This is a genomic window from Kitasatospora sp. NPDC043949 (genome assembly GCF_056435365.1).
Map to the genome: position 1 here is coordinate 43,623 of NZ_JBWKEQ010000003.1, position 17,233 is coordinate 60,855.

Annotated in this window: 13 protein-coding genes and 2 tRNA genes; 14 read left to right on the forward strand and 1 reads right to left on the reverse strand. The window is 71.9% G+C overall.

What is annotated here, in order from left to right:
- Nucleotides 1-698 precede the first annotated feature (698 nt).
- From AC07AL_RS03840 to AC07AL_RS03875, 8 genes are all read left to right on the forward strand, one after another.
- Nucleotides 699-2,531, forward strand: coding sequence for an APC family permease (locus AC07AL_RS03840; protein ID WP_478316755.1), 1,833 nt, complete (start codon nucleotides 699-701; stop codon nucleotides 2,529-2,531).
- A 272-nt stretch (nucleotides 2,532-2,803) separates the two neighbouring features.
- On the forward strand, nucleotides 2,804-4,801 hold the full coding sequence (locus AC07AL_RS03845; protein WP_363580293.1) for an APC family permease: 1,998 nt from the start codon (nucleotides 2,804-2,806) through the stop codon (nucleotides 4,799-4,801).
- Between the two features lie 411 nt (nucleotides 4,802-5,212).
- On the forward strand, nucleotides 5,213-5,302 hold the full coding sequence (gene kdpF / locus AC07AL_RS03850; protein WP_037971201.1) for a K(+)-transporting ATPase subunit F: 90 nt from the start codon (nucleotides 5,213-5,215) through the stop codon (nucleotides 5,300-5,302).
- A gap of 1 nt (nucleotide 5,303) precedes the next feature.
- Nucleotides 5,304-6,965, forward strand: coding sequence for a potassium-transporting ATPase subunit KdpA (gene kdpA / locus AC07AL_RS03855; RefSeq protein ID WP_363580036.1), 1,662 nt, complete (start codon nucleotides 5,304-5,306; stop codon nucleotides 6,963-6,965).
- On the forward strand, nucleotides 6,965-9,079 hold the full coding sequence (gene kdpB / locus AC07AL_RS03860) for a potassium-transporting ATPase subunit KdpB (protein ID WP_363580038.1): 2,115 nt from the start codon (nucleotides 6,965-6,967) through the stop codon (nucleotides 9,077-9,079). Before kdpA ends, kdpB begins: the two co-directional genes overlap by 1 nt.
- A gap of 14 nt (nucleotides 9,080-9,093) precedes the next feature.
- Nucleotides 9,094-9,729, forward strand: a complete 636-nt coding sequence (gene kdpC / locus AC07AL_RS03865; protein ID WP_363580040.1) for a potassium-transporting ATPase subunit KdpC — start codon at nucleotides 9,094-9,096, stop codon at nucleotides 9,727-9,729.
- Between the two features lie 176 nt (nucleotides 9,730-9,905).
- Nucleotides 9,906-12,458, forward strand: coding sequence for a sensor histidine kinase KdpD (locus tag AC07AL_RS03870; RefSeq protein WP_363580042.1), 2,553 nt, complete (start codon nucleotides 9,906-9,908; stop codon nucleotides 12,456-12,458).
- Between the two features lie 60 nt (nucleotides 12,459-12,518).
- Entirely contained in the window at nucleotides 12,519-13,193 is a 675-nt protein-coding gene (locus tag AC07AL_RS03875) for a response regulator (protein ID WP_363580044.1), read from the forward strand.
- A gap of 248 nt (nucleotides 13,194-13,441) precedes the next feature.
- Here the strand turns inward: AC07AL_RS03875 and AC07AL_RS03880 are convergent, their stop codons facing one another.
- Entirely contained in the window at nucleotides 13,442-14,713 is a 1,272-nt protein-coding gene (locus AC07AL_RS03880; RefSeq protein WP_363629363.1) for an amidohydrolase family protein, read from the reverse strand.
- 286 nt (nucleotides 14,714-14,999) lie between these two features.
- Here AC07AL_RS03880 and AC07AL_RS03885 point away from each other — a divergent pair.
- The 6 genes from AC07AL_RS03885 (at nucleotide 15,000) to AC07AL_RS03910 (ending at nucleotide 17,170) form a co-directional block, all read left to right on the forward strand.
- Nucleotides 15,000-15,072, forward strand: a tRNA-Thr gene (locus tag AC07AL_RS03885).
- 43 nt (nucleotides 15,073-15,115) lie between these two features.
- A tRNA-Met gene (locus tag AC07AL_RS03890) sits at nucleotides 15,116-15,188 on the forward strand.
- Between the two features lie 83 nt (nucleotides 15,189-15,271).
- Nucleotides 15,272-15,436: a 50S ribosomal protein L33 gene (gene rpmG / locus AC07AL_RS03895; RefSeq protein ID WP_006604855.1), complete on the forward strand. Its 165-nt coding sequence runs from the start codon at nucleotides 15,272-15,274 to the stop codon at nucleotides 15,434-15,436.
- A 156-nt stretch (nucleotides 15,437-15,592) separates the two neighbouring features.
- Entirely contained in the window at nucleotides 15,593-16,051 is a 459-nt protein-coding gene (locus AC07AL_RS03900) for a MaoC family dehydratase N-terminal domain-containing protein (RefSeq protein ID WP_363369376.1), read from the forward strand.
- Between the two features lie 5 nt (nucleotides 16,052-16,056).
- Complete coding sequence (locus tag AC07AL_RS03905) at nucleotides 16,057-16,479, forward strand: MaoC family dehydratase (RefSeq protein ID WP_063351327.1); 423 nt, start codon at nucleotides 16,057-16,059, stop codon at nucleotides 16,477-16,479.
- Nucleotides 16,480-16,588: 109 nt separating this feature from the next.
- Entirely contained in the window at nucleotides 16,589-17,170 is a 582-nt protein-coding gene (locus AC07AL_RS03910; RefSeq protein ID WP_363580047.1) for a TetR/AcrR family transcriptional regulator, read from the forward strand.
- The last annotated feature ends 63 nt before the right edge of the window (nucleotides 17,171-17,233 follow it).

The window sequence follows — 17,233 nt, forward strand, 5'->3', positions numbered from 1 at the left end:
GGGGGGGGGGGGGGGGGGGGGGGGGGGGGGGAAAAAAGAACGGGTGGGGTGGGGGAGGGCCCCCCCCCCCCCCCCCGCGGCCCTTCGGGTGGTCGCGAAGGTGGGGTGGCAGGGGGCCGTCGAGACCATGATCCGGACCAGGGGCGGACCAGGTGGGGCCCGTGATCAAGAGTTGCCTGGTCAGAGCGGCCCTGGTCAGCGGCCTGTAAATCTGCCGCGTAAGCTACGCAGGTTCGAACCCTGCACCAGCCACAGGACAGAGAACGGCCCCCGATCTGCGGAGACGCGGATCGGGGGCCGTTGTCGTTTTCCCGCCGCGTGATCGCCGCGTGGGCGCCGCGGCGCTGCCGTGCCGGCGACGGGGACACTTATTGCGCATTGCTTGCAATTACGGTCAGCAGGCAGCAGAGTGGGTGCGGGGGTGGGTGGGGCCGTTCAGCGTGATTGTGGTGGTGTCCCGGGTGTGCGTAGGGCGCGCCGGGGGTTCTTCGCAAGAGCTGGTCGTCTTCCCAACCGGCGCCCGCCGGGACAGCGGCCCACCCATCCCCGCCACCCCCCCCGCCATGAGCTCTCCCGCGGTGCGTCAAGGGCCCGTCAATGGTTCCTGGGACGGCGTCAGGAACGCGTAGGGGTCGGGGGGAGGGCGGGGGTGCGGCCCGCAGGATCGGAGGAACAACCGATCGCGGAGGTTCCGTCCGATGCCCAGCGCCATCACCACCCAGGCCGTCACGGCCGAACCCGAACCGCCGGACACCGGCGCGGGCGACGAGCGGCACCGGCTGAGTGCGCTGGGCGGTCTGGCGGCGCTGTCGTTGGACGCCATGGCCTCGGTCGCGTACGGGCCGGAGTCGATCGTGCTGGTGCTGGCCGCGGCCGGGGCGTACGGGCTGGGCTTCACACTGCCGGTGACGGTGGCGATCGCGGTGCTGCTGGGCGTGCTGGTGGCGTCGTACCGGCAGGTGATCGCGGCGTTCCCGGACGGCGGCGGCTCGTACGCGGTGGCGAAGGAGCACCTGGGCCGGCGGACGGCGCTGACCGCGGCCGCCTCGCTGGTGATCGACTACATCCTGAACGTGGCGGTCTCGGTGACCGCGGGGGTGGCGGCGCTGACCTCGGCGGTGCCGAGCCTGTACGACCACCGGGTCTGGCTGTGCCTGGGCGTGCTGGCCCTGGTGACGGCGGTGAACCTGCGCGGGATCGCCGAGTCGGCGCGCTGGTTCATGGCGCCGACGGCCGTCTTCGTGGTGTCGATCCTGGCGATCATCGTGGTCGGCCTGTTCCGGGACGGCCCGGCGAGCACCGCGGCCGCCGCGGGCCACGCCTCGACGCTGGCCGAGAACGCCACGACCGTCGGCGCGCTGCTGCTGCTCAAGGCGTTCGCGGCCGGGTGCTCGGCGCTGACCGGGGTGGAGGCGGTGGCGAACGCCGTCCCGTCGTTCCGGACCCCGCGGGTGAAGCGGGCGCAGCACACCGAGGTGGTGCTCGGCGCCCTGCTCGGCGTGATGCTGATCGGGCTGGCCGTGCTGATCGGCCGTTTCCACCTCCAGCCGGTGGAGGGCGTCACGGTGCTGGCCCAGCTCGCCGACGCCTCGCTCGGCCACGGCGCCGCCTTCTACGTCGTCCAGTTCGCCACCGTGGTGCTGCTCGGGCTGGCCGCGAACACCTCCTTCGGCGGGCTGCCGGTGCTGCTGCACCTGCTCGCCCGGGACAACCACCTGCCGCACGTGTTCGCGCTGCGGGCCGACCGCCAGGTGCACCGGCACGGGGTGCTGTTCCTCGCCCTGGTGTCGGCGGCGCTGCTGGTCGGCTCGGGCGGGGACGTGAACAGCCTGGTGCCGCTGTTCTCGATCGGCGTGTTCGTCGGGTTCACGATCTGTCAGGTCGGCATGGTCCGGCACTGGTCCGTGCACCGGCCGGCCGGCTGGGTGCGGAAGGCCGTGCTGAACGGGTTCGGCGCGCTGCTCACCGGGGTCGCGACGGTGGTGGTGACCGGCACCAAGTTCACCGAGGGCGCCTGGGGCATCGTGGTGGCGCTGCCGCTGCTGGTGGTGCTGTTCGAGGCGGTGCACCGCAGCTACGGGCTGATCGGGGAGCGGCTGGAGCTGGGCCGGGTGCCGGGCGCGGTGACCCGCCAGCGCAGCCTGGTGGTCGTACCGGTGACGGCCATCACCCGGCTCACCCGGGACGGCCTGTCGGCGGCGCTGTCGCTCGGGGACGAGGTGCTGGCGGTGACGGTGGTGCACGAGCAGGCCGAGGCGGAGGCGCTGCGGCGGGACTGGGAGCTGTGGCAGCCGGGCGTGCCGCTGGTGGAGATCCCGGAGGACCGCCGCCGGCTGGGCCAGCCGATCGCCGCGTTCGTGAACCGGCTCGGCGAGGAGCACGCCTACGACCGGCTGACGGTGCTGATCCCGGAGGTGGAGCCGGCCCGCTGGTGGCAGCGGGCGCTGCAGAACCGGCGCGGCGCCGTGATCGACCGCGCGCTGCGCCGGCACACCGACGCGGTGGTCTGCCGGCTGCGGATGCGGATGTGACCGGGGCCGCCACCGCTGAGGTGCTGGGCGTCCACAGCCTGGACGCCCGATAACAACCCGGTATCTTGACGCGGTCTTAACGGGGCGGCCCTGACGCCCTCGATACGCCCGGCACGTGCCCGCCCGCAGTGGCCCTGACCTGCGGGAAGTCCATGAGGGCGGGACGTGCCGGGCCGGCGCCGCAACGGATTCCGTCGTGTCCGACCGAACTTACGCTCGCCAACGTGTTCAACGTGCCCCAGGCGCTCAAGCGCCTCGTCATCGGCCGGGCCATGCGCAGCGAGGAGCTCGGCGAGACGCTGCTGCCCAAGCGGCTGGCGCTGCCGATCTTCGCCTCCGACCCGCTCTCCTCGGTCGCCTACGCGACCCAGGAGATCCTGCTGGTGCTCACCGTCGGTGGCGCCGCCTTCCTCTACCTGACCCCGTGGGTCGCGGCCGGCGTGGTCGCGCTGATGGCGGTCGTGGTGATGTCCTACCGCCAGGTGGTGCACGCCTACCCGAGCGGCGGCGGCTCGTACGAGGTGGTGTCCCGCAACCTCGGCGCCAACTCCGGCCTGGTGGTGGCCGCCTCGCTGCTGGTCGACTACGTGATGACGGTCGCGGTGTCGGTGGCCTCCGGGGTGGACAACATCATCTCGGCGCTGCCCTCGCTGGCCGGTCACCGGGTCTGGCTGGCGCTGGGCTTCGTGCTGCTGCTGATGGCGGTGAACCTGCGCGGCGTCCGGGAGTCCGGCAAGGCCTTCGCCGCGCCGACGTACCTGTTCATCGGCGGCATCCTGCTGATGGTGGTCACCGGGCTGGTCCGGGTCGCGCTCGGCGACGCGCCGGTGGCGTCCAGCGCCTCGTACGGGATCCTCCCGGAGGACGGCAAGGACACGGTGGCCGGCCTCGGCCTGCTGATGCTGGGCCTGCGGGCGTTCGCCTCCGGCTGTACGGCGCTGACCGGGGTGGAGGCGATCTCCAACGGAGTCCCGGCCTTCCGGGCGCCGAAGGCGAGGAACGCCGCGCGCACCATGGCCGTGATGGGCACCACGGCCGTGGTGATGTTCGCCGGCATCACCGCCCTCGCGCTGATCGCCAAGGTGCACATCACCGAGGGCGGCGCCTGCCGGCTGTCCGGCTTCCCCGGCGACTGCGCGAGCACGCCCCAGCAGACCGTGATCGCCCAGCTCGCGGCGGCGATCTTCGGCGGCGACCACAGCGTGCTGTTCTACGCGATCCAGGCGGTCACCGCGTTGGTGCTGATCCTGGCCGCCAACACCGCCTTCAACGGCTTCCCGCTGCTGGCCTCGATCCTGGCCGAGCACCGCTACCTGCCCCGGCAGATGCACACCCGCGGGGACCGGCTGGCCTTCTCCAACGGCATCATCGCGCTCGCGGTGGTGGCCGGCGGGCTGCTCTGGCTGTACGACGCGAACGTCACCAGCCTGATCCACCTGTACATCCTGGGCGTCTTCACCTCCTTCACGCTGTCCCAGATCGGCATGGTCCGGCACTGGAACCGGGCGCTGGCCACCGAGACCGACCCGGCGGTGCGCCGCTCGGCGCTGCGCTCCCGGGTGATCAACGCCTTCGGCGCGGTCGTCACCGCGCTGGTGCTGGTGATCGTGCTGCTCACCAAGTTCACCCAGGGCGCCTGGCTGGCCGTGGTCGCCGCGCTGGTGCTGTGGCTGATGATGCGCGGCATCCGCCGGCACTACGACGGCGTCGCCGCCGAGCTGGCGGTGGACGACCCGGAGGCCGAGTCGGCGCGGCCCGCCCGGGTGCACGGGATCGTGCTGGTGTCCAAGCTGCACAAGCCGACGCTGCGGGCGCTCGGCTACGCGGAGGCGTTCCGGCCGGACTCGCTGGAGGCGCTGACCGTGGCGGTGGAGCCGGAGGCGACCGGCGAGTTGGAGCGGCAGTGGACGGAGGCCGGCGTCCGGGTGCCGCTGAAGGTGCTGGACTCGCCGTACCGGGAGATCACCAAGCCGGTGCTGGCGTACGTGCGGGAGCACCGCCGGGACAGCCCCCGGGAGGCGGTCGCCGTGTTCATCCCGGAGTACGTGGTCGGCCACTGGTGGGAGCACCTGCTGCACAACCAGTCGGCGCTGTGGCTGAAGAGCCGGCTGCTGTTCACGGCGGGCGTGATGGTGATCAGCGTGCCGTGGCAGCTGACCTCCTCCGGGCGCGCGGGCGGTCCGTCGCGCCGGGCGCCCGGCGCGGTGCGCCGGGGCGAGCCGGCCCCGGGGAGCGGGTACGAGCGGCTCCCGGCGCCGGAGAAGGTCTGACCGGAGCAGTAGCCGGCCCCCCGGGCCTCCGTCGGCCCCGCCCGCACGAAGCCCGTACCAACCCGCACCCCCACCCGTACGGAAGCCCCGGAATCCCGGGGCTTCCGGCGTTCCGGCGCCGGGCCGATCACGGCCTGATGACGACGGTCACGGCCCGGTGAAGCGGGCGTCAAGGTCGCGTCAACGTCCCGCAGTCACCCGTATGGAGGGCGTCAGGGAGCCATAACGCGCCTCTGACGGCTGCTTTGCTGCATCTGCCGGTCGTCCGCCGGCGCCGCGCGAAGCCCCCGGCCCGCCCGCGGCAGTCTCCCGAACCGCTCTGGTGGAGCCCATGTCCGATCTCATCTACGTCGGTGTCACGGTCGCCGTGTTCGCCGTCATCGCCCTGATCGCGCGGGGGGTGGAGAAGCTGTGAGCGCGGAGAACATCGCAGGTCTGATCGTGGCCGTCGCGCTCGTCGGCTATCTCGTCGTGGCGCTGATCTTCCCGGAGAAGTTCTGACATGGGATCCACTCTCGCGGGCTGGCTGCAGGCCCTGGCCCTGGTCGGGGCACTGGCCCTGTGCTACCGCCCCCTTGGCGACTACATCGCCAAGCTCCTCACCACCACCAAGCACCTCAGAGTCGAGCGCGGCATCTACAAGGTGATCGGCGTCGACGGCGACGCCGATCAGCGCTGGCCGGTGTACCTCCGCTCGGTGCTGGCCTTCTCGGCCGTCTCCGTCCTCTTCCTCTACGGCCTGATCCGCCTCCAGGGCTACCTGCTGCTGAACCTGGGCGTTCCGCAGATGGAGGGCCACCAGGCCTGGAACACCGCGATCTCGTTCGTCGCCAACACCAACTGGCAGTCCTACGCCGGTGAGTCCGCGATGGGCCACCTGGCGCAGATGGCGGGCCTGGCGGTGCAGAACTTCGTCTCCGCGGCCGTCGGCATCGCCGTCGTCGGCGCGCTGATCCGGGGCTTCACCCGCAACCGGACCGACCGGGTCGGCAACTTCTGGGTGGACCTCACCCGGATCAACCTGCGCCTGTTGCTGCCGATCTCGATCGTCTTCGCCCTGGTCCTGGCCGCCTCCGGCGTGATCCAGAACTTCCACGGCTTCCACGAGGTGGCCACGCTCAGCGGCGAGGTGCAGAAGATCCCGGGCGGCCCGGTGGCCTCCCAGGAGGTCATCAAGCTGCTCGGCACCAACGGCGGCGGCTTCTTCAACGCCAACTCCGCGCACCCGTTCGAGAACCCGACCGGCTTCTCCAACCTGGTCGAGATCTTCCTGATCCTGCTGATCCCGTTCGCGCTGCCGCGGGCCTTCGGTCGGATGGTGGGGGACAACCGCCAGGGCTACGCGATCCTCGCCGTGATGGGCCTGTTCTGGGTCGCCTCGGTCGCCCTGCTCACCTTCGCCGAGTCGCAGCACCAGGGCACCGCCCTCCAGGCCGCGGGCGCCGCGATGGAGGGCAAGGAGCAGCGCTTCGGCATCGCCGCCTCCGGCCTGTTCGCCGCCTCGACCACGCTGACCTCGACCGGCGCGGTGAACTCCTTCCACGACTCGTACACGCCGTTCGGCGGCGGGCTGACGGTCTTCAACATGATGCTGGGCGAGATCGCGCCCGGCGGTGTGGGCTCCGGCCTGTACGGCATGCTCGTGCTGGCGATCGTCGCGGTGTTCGTCGCCGGTCTGATGGTCGGCCGCACCCCCGAGTACCTGGGCAAGAAGCTCGGCGGCCGGGAGATGAAGTTCGCCTCGCTGTACATCCTCACCACGCCGACCCTGGTGCTGGTCGGCACGGGCCTGGCGATGGCCCTGCCGGGGGAGCGGGCCGGGATGCTCAACTCGGGCGCCCACGGCTTCTCCGAGGTGCTGTACGCCTTCACCTCGGCCGCCAACAACAACGGCTCGGCCTTCGGCGGCATCACCGTCAACACCGACTGGTACGACACGGCGCTCGGCCTGGCGATGATCTTCGGCCGCCTCCTGCCGATCGTCTTCGTCCTGGCGCTGTCCGGTTCGCTCGCCCAGCAGCAGCCGGTCCCGGCCACCCCGGGCACCCTGCCCACCCACAAGCCGCTGTTCGTGGGCCTGCTGTCGGGCGTCATCCTGATCGTCGTCGGCCTCACCTACTTCCCGGCCCTGGCTCTCGGGCCGATCGCGGAAGGTCTCTCCTGATGTCCACCCCTACGCTCAACCCCGCACCGGCCGACAAGGCTGAGCCCGCCGCGCAGCACAGAGTGGCCAGCGGCCTGCTCGACCCGAAGCTGATCGTCGCGTCCCTGCCGGACGCGGTGAAGAAGCTCGACCCCCGGGTGATGGTCAAGAACCCGGTCATGTTCGTGGTCGAGGTCGGCTCGGTGGTCACCACCGTCTCCGCGATCGCCAGCCCGTCCGTGTTCGCCTGGGCCATCACCGTCTGGCTCTGGCTCACCACGATCTTCGCCAACCTGGCCGAGGCCGTCGCCGAGGGCCGCGGCAAGGCCCAGGCCGACACCCTGCGCAAGACCAAGACCGAGAGCGTCGCCCGCCGGCTCACCGACTGGCCCGCCACGCAGGCCGAGGAGGAGGTGCCGGGCACCGCGCTGCGGCTCGGCGACCACGTGGTGGTCGAGGCCGGTCAGATCATCCCCGGCGACGGCGACGTCGTCGAGGGCGTCGCGAGCGTCGACGAGTCGGCGATCACCGGCGAGTCCGCGCCGGTCATCCGCGAGTCCGGCGGTGACCGCTCGGCGGTGACCGGCGGCACCAAGGTGCTGTCCGACCGGATCGTGGTGAAGATCGCCTCGGAGCCCGGCAAGTCGTTCATCGACCGGATGATCGCCCTGGTCGAGGGCGCCGCCCGGCAGAAGACGCCGAACGAGATCGCGCTGAACATCCTGCTCGCCTCGCTGACCATCGTCTTCCTGGTCGCCGTGGTGACCCTGCAGCCGATGGCCACCTACGCGGGCGCGCCGCAGTCGATGATCGTCCTGGTCGCCCTGATCGTGGCGCTCATCCCGACCACCATCGGCGCGCTGCTCTCCGCGATCGGCATCGCCGGCATGGACCGGCTGGTGCAGCGCAACGTGCTGGCGATGTCCGGCCGGGCCGTCGAGGCGGCCGGCGACGTCAACACCCTGCTGCTGGACAAGACCGGCACCATCACCCTGGGCAACCGCCAGGCCGCCGAGTTCCTGCCCGCCCCGGGCGTGTCCACCGAGGAACTGGCCAGCGCCGCGCAGCTGTCCTCCCTCGCGGACGAGACCCCGGAGGGCCGCTCGATCGTGGTCCTCGCCAAGACCGAGTACGGCCTGCGGGCCCGCGCCCAGGGCGAGCTGACGCACGCCACCTGGGTCCCGTTCACCGCCCAGACCCGGATGTCCGGCGTCGACCTGGACGAGGCCGAGGCGGTCCACCAGGTCCGCAAGGGCGCGGCCGGCGCGGTCACCAACTGGGTGACCGAGAACGGCGGTTCGGTCGGCAACGAGGTCTCCGCCCTGGTCGACGGGATCTCCGCGGCCGGCGGCACCCCGCTGGTGGTGGCCACCAAGGTCGGCGCCAAGCCGGCCCGCGTCCTCGGGGTGATCCACCTCAAGGACGTGGTCAAGGAGGGCATGCGGGAGCGCTTCGACGAGCTCCGCCGGATGGGCATCAAGACCATCATGATCACGGGCGACAACCCGCTGACCGCCAAGGCGATCGCGGAGGAGGCGGGCGTGGACGACTTCCTCGCCGAGGCCACCCCCGAGGACAAGATGGCGCTGATCAAGAAGGAGCAGGAGGGCGGCAAGCTGGTCGCGATGACCGGCGACGGCACCAACGACGCCCCCGCGCTCGCCCAGGCCGACGTCGGCGTGGCCATGAACACCGGGACCATGGCGGCCAAGGAGGCCGGCAACATGGTCGACCTGGACTCCAACCCGACCAAGCTGATCGAGATCGTCGAGATCGGCAAGCAGCTGCTGATCACCCGTGGCGCGCTGACCACCTTCTCGATCGCCAACGACGTGGCCAAGTACTTCGCGATCATCCCCGCGATGTTCGCCGGGGTCTACCCGGGCCTGAGCCACCTCAACATCATGGGCCTGCACAGCCCGCAGTCCGCGATCACCTCGGCGATCATCTTCAACGCCCTCGTCATCATCGGCCTGATCCCGCTCGCCCTGCGCGGCGTGCGCTACCGCCCGTCCGACGCCAGCTCCCTGCTGCGCCGCAACATCGGGGTCTACGGCTTCGGCGGTCTGGTGGTGCCGTTCGTCGGCATCAAGCTGATCGACCTGATCGTCCAGTTCATCCCCGGCCTGAGCTGAGAGAGGAGAATCCGATGTCCAAGCCCCTGCCGACGACCGTCCGCACCCACTTCACCGCACTGCGGGCGCTGCTGGTGCTCACCGCGATCCTCGGGATCGCCTACCCGCTGCTGGTCACCGGGATCAGCCAGGTCGCCTTCACCGAGAAGGCCAACGGCTCGCTCGTGAAGTCCGACGGCAAGGAGGTCGGTTCCAGCCTGATCGGCCAGAACTTCAACCTCCCGAAGAAGAACCCCGACGACCCGAAGGAGGAGGCGCAGCCGGACCCGAAGTGGTTCCAGCCCCGCCCCTCCGCGGCCGGGACCGGCTACGACTCGTCCTCGTCCGGCGCCTCCAACCTCGGCCCGAACAGTGACGACCTGCTGAAGGCCGTCAACGACCGCCGCGCCGCCGCCGCCGAGTTCGACGGCGTCGCCCCGGAGAGCGTCCCGGCCGACGCGCTGACCGCCTCCGGCTCCGGCCTCGACCCGTACATCTCGGTCGCCTACGCCGAGGAGCAGGTGAACCGGGTCGCCAAGACCCGGAACCTGTCGGCGGACGCGGTGCACAAGCTGGTCGAGAAGTACACCGAAGGCCGCTCGCTCGGCTTCCTCGGGCAGGAGGGCGTCAACGTCCTCCTGCTGAACCGGGCACTCGCGGAACAGAAGTGACCGGCGGAACAGGAATGACCGGCGGAGCAGAAGTGACAGGTCAACGGCTGGATCCGTGAAACAGGCCGACCCGGGCCGGGGCACCACCCCCGCGCCCGGGTCGGCCGCCGTACGTCCCGACCCCGGCCCGAGGACGCCCTGGCGGCAGCCCTCGCAGGAACGAAAGAGCAGTGCCCATGGCCCGCGACCTCACCCCCGGCACCGGCGTCCGCAAGGGCCGGCTGAGGGTGTACCTCGGTTCCGCCCCGGGGGTCGGCAAGACCTACCGGATGCTGGACGAGGCCCGGCGCAGACAGGAGCGCGGGGCCGACGTCGCGGTCGGGTACATCGAGTGCCACGGCCGCCGCCACACCGAGGGCATGCTGGACGGCCTGGAGGTCCTGCCGCGTGTCCAACGCTCCTACCGCGACGCCGAGTTCGACGAGATGGACCTCGACGCGGTGCTCACCCGCCGTCCGTCCGTCGTGCTGGTCGACGAACTGGCGCACACCAACATCCCCGGAGGCCGCCACGCCAAGCGCTGGCAGGACGTCGAGGAACTGCTGGCCGCCGGGATCGACGTCATCACCACCGTCAACATCCAGCACCTGGAATCGCTGAACGACGTCGTCCAGAAGATCACCGGCATCCCGCAGCGCGAGACCGTCCCGGACGAGGTGGTCCGCCGGGCCGACCAGATCGAACTCGTCGACATGGCCCCGCAGGCGCTGCGCCGCCGGATGGCCCACGGCAACGTCTACAGGGCGGAGAAGGTGGACGCCGCGCTCTCCAACTACTTCCGGGTCGGCAACCTCACCGCCCTGCGCGAACTCGCCCTGCTCTGGGTGGCCGGGCGGGTCGACGAGGGCCTGCGCGACTACCGGGCCAGCCACAACATCGACCGCGTCTGGGAGACCCGCGAACGCGTCGTGGTCGCCCTCACCGGCGGCCCCGAGGGCGAGACCCTGATCCGCCGCGCCGCCCGGATCGCCGACCGCACCGCCGGCGGCGACCTGCTGGCCGTCCACGTCACCCGCAGCGACGGCCTGGCCGGCGCCTCCTCCGGCGCGCTCGCCCAGCAGCGCCAGCTGGTCGAGACCCTCGGCGGCAGCTACCACGTGGTGGTCGGCGACGACATCCCCACCGCGCTGCTCACCTTCGCCCGCGCCCACGACGCCACCCAGCTGGTGCTCGGCACCAGCCGCCGCGGCCGGATCAACCGCTTCCTCACCGGACCCGGCATCGGCGAGACCACCGTGGACGACTCCGAGGACATCGACGTCCACATGGTCACCCACGAGTTCACCGGCCGCGGCCGGCTGCCCTCGCTCGGCCGCCGCCACTCCAAGCGCCGCACCATCGCCGGCTACGCGGCCGGCCTCGTGGTGCCCTGGCTGCTGACCGCGGTCCTGTCCCAGGCGCACGAGAGCATCAACCTCACCACCGACGCGCTGATCTTCCAGCTCGGCGTGGTCATCGTCGCCCTGCTCGGCGGCGCCACCTCCGCCCTGCTGGCCTCGGTCACCGCCTCGCTGCTGCTCAACTACTACTTCATCCCGCCGATACACGCCCTGACCATCGGCGAGACCAACAACATCGTCGCCCTGGTCGTCTTCGCCACCGTCGCGCTCGCCGTCGCCACCATCGTCGACCACGCCAGCCGGCTCACCAGTCGCGCCGCCCGGGCCACCGCCGAGGCCGAGACCCTCTCCACCCTGGCCGGCAGCGTGCTGCGCGGCGCCGACGCCCTGTCCGCCCTGATGGAGAAGTCCCGGACGGCCTTCGGCATGCAGGCCGTCGCCCTGCTCTCCCGGGTCGACGACGAGGTGCTCGCCCACTCCGAGGCCGAGCACCAGGACGACCCCGACGGGCAGAGCGAGACCACCGAGGTGCCGGTCGGCGCGGACGCCGTCCTGGTCCTCACCGGCCGCCGGCTGCCGGCCGCCGACCAGCGCGTCCTCACCGCCTTCGCCGCGCACGTCGCCGTCGCCCTGGAACGCGACCGGCTCGCCGTGGTCGCCGCCGAGGTCGAGCCGATCAAGGCCGCCGACCGGATGCGCACCGCCCTGCTCGCCGCCGTCAGCCACGACCTGCGCACCCCGCTTGCCGCCGCGCTCGCCTCGGTCGGCTCGCTGCGCAGCCCCGACGTCGAGTTCTCGCCCGAGGACCAGGCCGAACTGCTCGCCACCGCCGACGAGTCGCTGGTCAAGCTCACCCGCCTGGTCGACAACCTGCTCGACATGAGCCGCCTCCAGGCCGGCGCGCTCACCCTGCACCTCGCCGAGACCCACCTCGACGAGATCCTGCCCCGGGCGCTCGACAGCCTCCCCGACCCGTACGCCCCGATCCAGCCGCTCGACCTGGACACCGCGCCGCCGGTGCTCGCCGACCCGCCGCTGCTGGAGCGGGTGCTCGCCAACGTGATCACCAACGCGCTGCGCTACAACGCGCCCGGCGCGCCCGTCCTGGTCACCGCCAGCCACCACGCCGACCAGGTCGAGATCCGGGTGATCGACCGCGGCCCCGGCATCGCCCCCGAGGAGCGCGACCGGGTCTTCCTGCCCTTCCAGCGCCTCGGCGACACCGACAACACCACCGGTGTCGGCCTCGGCCTCGCGCTCTCCCGCGGTCTGGCCGAGGCCATGGGCGGCAGCCTGGAGGTCGAGGACACCCCCGGGGGCGGCACCACCATGCTGCTCACCCTGCCCGCCGCCACTCGGGAGGAGCCCGTTCATGAGTGGACGAACTGAACGAACCGCGGAAAGGCGCGTGTCCCGCGAAGTGACCGCCGGGCGGAGCGAGGTGGCCGCATGAGCGAGATCCTGATCGTCGACGACGAACCGGCCCTGCTGCGCACGCTGCGGATCAACCTCAGCGCCCGGCAGTACGCCGTGCGGACGGCCGCCAGCGGCGGCGAGGCGCTGGACCGCGCCGCGCACTCCGCCCCGGACGCCGTGCTGCTCGACCTCGGCCTGCCGGACCTGGACGGCATGGACGTGCTGCGCGGCCTGCGCACCCGCAGCGCGATGCCGATCATCGTGCTCTCCGGCCGGTCCGGTGCCGCCGACAAGGTGGGCGCCCTCGACGCGGGCGCCGACGACTACCTCACCAAGCCGTTCCTGATGGAGGAACTGCTGGCCCGGCTGCGCGCCGTGCTGCGCCGGCCGCTGGGCGGTGCCCCGCTGGGGCGGCCGGTGATAGGCGACCACACCGTCGACCTGACGGCCACCACGGTGACCGGCCCGCGGGGCCCGGTGCGGCTCACCCCGACCGAGTGGCGGATCCTCGCCCTGCTGGTGGCCAACCCGGGCCGGCTGGTGCCCGGGCGGCAGATCCTGCGCGAGGTGTGGGGACCGGCCCAGGAGGCGCGCGGCAACTACCTGCGGGTCTACCTGGCCGGGCTGCGGCGCAAGTTGGAGCGCGACCCGGGCCGCCCGCGGCACCTGATCACCGAACCGGGGATCGGGTACCGGTACGAGCCCTGAACGCCGCCCCGGCAGCCGCCGCGTCAACGGCCCGTCAAGAGCGGGCCGGAGACCGACAGGGGAGCGTCAAGGCAGGCCCGGAGCGGTGTTCCGTGGGCGTAGCGTCAGTGCTGACCGAGCGGGCCCGGCTCCAATGTGGGGGAGGCCCGGGACCGCTCCAGCCGCCGTCGAACGGCGGCCAGCAGGTGGGGGAGGGGCGCGCGACATCCGTCGCGCGCCCCTTGAACTTTCTGGGAGGGGGAGGCTGTTCAGCCCCCGCCGGCGCTCCCGGACTGCCGGGGCAGCGCCAGCGCCACGGTGTCCGCGAACTCCCGCACCGCGCTCGTCCGGCTGACCACCCGGCCGCTGTGCACCACCAGCCGGCTGTGGCCGCCCGCGAGCGCCCCGGCCAGGCTGTCCCCGCGCACCGCCAGCAGCTCCGCCGGGAACCCGGCGTCCACCCGGACCGGCGGCAGCCCGAGCACCGCCCGGGCCTGGTTCGCCACCGCGTCGTACGCCGCCTCCAGGCCCAGCTCCCCGCCGGCCGCCAGCAGGTACGCCGACTCCAGCGGATCCGCCCGGCCGACCGGGTTGGACTGGTCCCGCAGCGCGCCGCTGCCGGCCGCCAACGGCACCCGGGCCTCCGTCAACTCCCGCAGCAGGCCCGGCCGCAGCCCCGGCGACCGGCCCTCCAGCCCGGTGCAGCCGCCGTTCTGCGGCAGGCAGACCACCCGCACCCCGCCGGTCGCCAGCACCGTGGACGCGCCCCGGGCCAGCGCCCCGCACGGCCCGAGCGTCACCCGCGGCCGCAGCGGGGCCAACGCGCCGACCAGCCGGGAGAGTTGGGCCGGATCGCCGGCCGTGGTGTGCAGGTCCACCGAGCAGTCCGCCTCCCGGGCGGCCTCCAGCAGCACCTGGACGTACCCGGCCGGATCCGGGTCCAGCTCCGGGCAGCCGCCGGCCGCGGTGGCGCCCAGCTTGAGCGCCTCGCGCAGTTGTGCCCGGCCGTCGGCGCCGGCCCGGCCGGTGAGCAGCCGGGGCATCGCCACCGCCTGGAGTTCGGCCAGGCCGCGCAGCGCCTGCCGGGCGGTGAGCACCGCCTCCAGCCGGCGCAGCCCGTGCACGTCGCCGATCCGGACGTGGGTGCGCTGGGCGGTGGCGCCGTAGCCGAGCGAGGCGAGCGCGGCCTCGGTGACCCGCCGGGTGAGGTCGGAGGGGCTCTCCGGCGGCGGGGCGGACAGGGCGGCGGAGAAGGCGGTGTCGTAGTGGGCGTGCGCCTCGGCGGGGGCCGGCAGCAGCAGGTAGCCCTTGAGGTCGATCCTGGCGCCGGTGGTGATGGTGGGCGCGCCGGGCAGGGCGGGCAGCGGGCCGAGGCTGCCGACGGTGCCGACGGCCTGGATCCGGTCGCCGCTGATCCGGACGTCCACCACCCGCCCGTCGGCCAGCCGGGCGCCGGTGAGCAGGAGGACCGGTCCGTGCCCGAGCGGGTTGGCTGTCGGGCCGGAGCCGGAGTGCGGTCCGTCGGCGGCTGCGCTGTCCATCGCAGGCTCCTTCCCGCGCTGGCCCGTCCGGTCGGCCGGACCGTCCTGATCCCGGGTCGTCCTGACGCCCCGGGCCGTCCCCGTCAATGAGGGTCGAGCCTATGGCGCGTGGGGGCGGGGCGCTCGGAGGCGGGCAATAGTCGTATCGGGTCGGGCCGTGCGGCTGGTGGGCCGATCGAACGCGGGGCCTTGGATCGTCCGTCCGTTCACCTCGCCGACCTGCGGTCTTCGCGTCGGGATACGGATTTCACCTCTGGGCGCGGAACGTGTAATCTCTTCCTCGTTCGCCCCTATAGCTCAGTCGGTAGAGCGTCTCCATGGTAAGGAGAAGGTCTGCGGTTCGATTCCGCATGGGGGCTCTGGTGAAAAGCAGTCGGCTTCGGTTGTGCTGCGGATCACTGTGGCGGTGTAGCTCAGTTGGTAGAGCAAGCGGCTCATAATCGCTGTGTCACCGGTTCAAGTCCGGTCACCGCTACCCCGCGTAGTCGGTCGGGAGATCGCACTCCCGGTCGGCTACTCTTGTTGTGTTCTTATTCGTTGTCCCAGGAAGGCACTCCCGTGGCTGCCACCGACGTCCGCCCGAAGATCACGCTGGCCTGCGTGGAGTGCAAGGAGCGGAACTACATCACCAAGAAGAACCGGCGTAACGACCCGGACCGTCTTGAGATGAAGAAGCACTGCCCCCGCTGCAACTCGCACACCGCGCACCGCGAGACCCGCTGACCCTCTCGCAGGGCATCGGGCCTGTGTGACACAGGTCTTGAGCTCCGGGCCGCATCCCTCAGGGGGTGCGGCCCGGAGTTTTTCGCGTATGCACCCATGCGCGCCCCGCCGGCGGCAACGGCCGCCGGATCCACCGTGCTTCCGAGGAGTTGCCCCATGGCACTCGACCCCTCCTTCATCGGGCGGACCTACCCGCCCACCGAGCCGTACGAGGTCGGCCGGGAGAAGATCCGCGAGTTCGCGATCGCGATCGGGGACACCAATCCGGCGTTCACCGATCCGGCGGTGGCGAAGGCGCTGGGCCACCCCGATGTGATCGCCCCGACGACCTTCCCGTTCGTGATCACCTACCAGGCGGCCTCCCAGGTGGTCGAGGACCCGGAGCTGGGCCTGGACTACAGCCGCGTGGTGCACGGGGACCAGAAGTTCTCCTACTCCCGCCCGGTGCTGGCCGGCGACCGGCTGACGGTCGCGGTCACCATCGACAACATCAAGTCGCTGGCGGGCAACGACGTGCTCACCGTGCGTGGCGAGGTGTCGGACGCGATCGGCGAGCACGTGGTGACGTCGGTCATGACGCTGGTGGCCCGGGCCGCCGACGAGACGGGGAAGTGAACACGATGGCGATCAGCTACGACGAGGTCGAGGTCGGCACCCAGCTGCCGGCGCAGTCCTTCCCGGTGACCCGCGACACCCTGGTGCGGTACGCGGGCGCCTCCGGCGACTTCAACCCGATCCACTGGAACGAGAAGTTCGCCGTGGAGGTCGGCCTGCCGGACGTCATCGCGCACGGAATGTTCACCATGGCCGCGGCCATTCGGGTGGTCACCGACTGGGTCGGCGACCCGGCCGCGGTGGTCGAGTACGGCGTCCGATTCACCCGCCCCGTCCCGGTGCCGAACGACGGCGTCGGTGCGGTGGTCGAGGTGTCGGCCAAGGTCGCCAAGCTGCTGGACGACCGCAAGGTGCAGGTCGACCTGCTGGCCACCACCGGCGGGCAGAAGGTGCTCGGGATGTCCAGGGCGGTCGTCCGGCTCGCCTGAAGGCCCCTCGGCCCCAGGTGTGTCCGGCCGCGGCGGGGCCCGTCCGACGGGATTCCCGCCGTGCCCGGCGACCTTGCGAAGATAGTGATTGGCCACTAACTTGACTCCCATGGCGAGGACGAGCATGCGGATGAGCGCCGAGGAGCGGCGCGAGAGCGTCGTTCGTGCCGCGGTGATCGAATTCGCCAGGAGCGGCTACCGGGGGACGTCCACCGAGGCGATCGCCCGCCGGGTGGGTGTCTCGCAGCCGTACCTGTTCCGGCTGTTCCCCGGCAAGCAGGCGATCTTCACGGCCGCCGCCGAGCGCTGCATCGAGGAGACCTGGAAGGTCTTCGACGAGGCCTCGGTCGGGCTGACCGGGCCGGCGGCCGCCGAAGCGATGTCCGAGGCGTACCTGGGCCTGGTCGCGGACAGCGAGCAGCTCATGATGCAGATGCAGCTCTACGTCTCGGTGTTCGCGGCCCGGACGACCGGCGAGGACGAGATCGGGGAGACCGCCCGGAGGCTCTGGGAGGAGCTGTTCGAGCGGGTCAGGGGCCGGATCGGCGGTGACGTGCAGGGCGCCGCGGAGTTCTTCGCGTACGGGATGCTGATCAACACGCTGGTGGCACTGGGGTACCCCCGGGACCACCGGATCTGGAGCGGCCTGGGCTTCGGAGAGCATGGAGAGCACGGCGAGGGCGGGGAGTAGCGGGCCGCACGGTGGAGTCCGTGCGGCCTTTTTTCGGGCCTCGAAAGTTAGTGATCAATAACT

Excerpts from the sequence above, each read along its gene's own strand:
- AC07AL_RS03840 (WP_478316755.1), top strand. The coding sequence starts at position 699 with ATGCCCAGCGCCATCACCACCCAGGCCGTCACGGCCGAACCCGAACCG.
- AC07AL_RS03845 (WP_363580293.1), top strand. The coding sequence starts at position 2,804 with ATGCGCAGCGAGGAGCTCGGCGAGACGCTGCTGCCCAAGCGGCTGGCG.
- kdpA (WP_363580036.1), top strand. The coding sequence starts at position 5,304 with ATGGGATCCACTCTCGCGGGCTGGCTGCAGGCCCTGGCCCTGGTCGGG.
- kdpB (WP_363580038.1), top strand. The coding sequence starts at position 6,965 with ATGTCCACCCCTACGCTCAACCCCGCACCGGCCGACAAGGCTGAGCCC.
- kdpC (WP_363580040.1), top strand. The coding sequence starts at position 9,094 with ATGTCCAAGCCCCTGCCGACGACCGTCCGCACCCACTTCACCGCACTG.
- AC07AL_RS03870 (WP_363580042.1), top strand. The coding sequence starts at position 9,906 with ATGGCCCGCGACCTCACCCCCGGCACCGGCGTCCGCAAGGGCCGGCTG.
- AC07AL_RS03875 (WP_363580044.1), top strand. The coding sequence starts at position 12,519 with ATGAGCGAGATCCTGATCGTCGACGACGAACCGGCCCTGCTGCGCACG.
- AC07AL_RS03880 (WP_363629363.1), bottom strand. The coding sequence starts at position 14,713 with ATGGACAGCGCAGCCGCCGACGGACCGCACTCCGGCTCCGGCCCGACA.
- AC07AL_RS03900 (WP_363369376.1), top strand. The coding sequence starts at position 15,593 with ATGGCACTCGACCCCTCCTTCATCGGGCGGACCTACCCGCCCACCGAG.
- AC07AL_RS03905 (WP_063351327.1), top strand. The coding sequence starts at position 16,057 with ATGGCGATCAGCTACGACGAGGTCGAGGTCGGCACCCAGCTGCCGGCG.
- AC07AL_RS03910 (WP_363580047.1), top strand. The coding sequence starts at position 16,589 with ATGGCGAGGACGAGCATGCGGATGAGCGCCGAGGAGCGGCGCGAGAGC.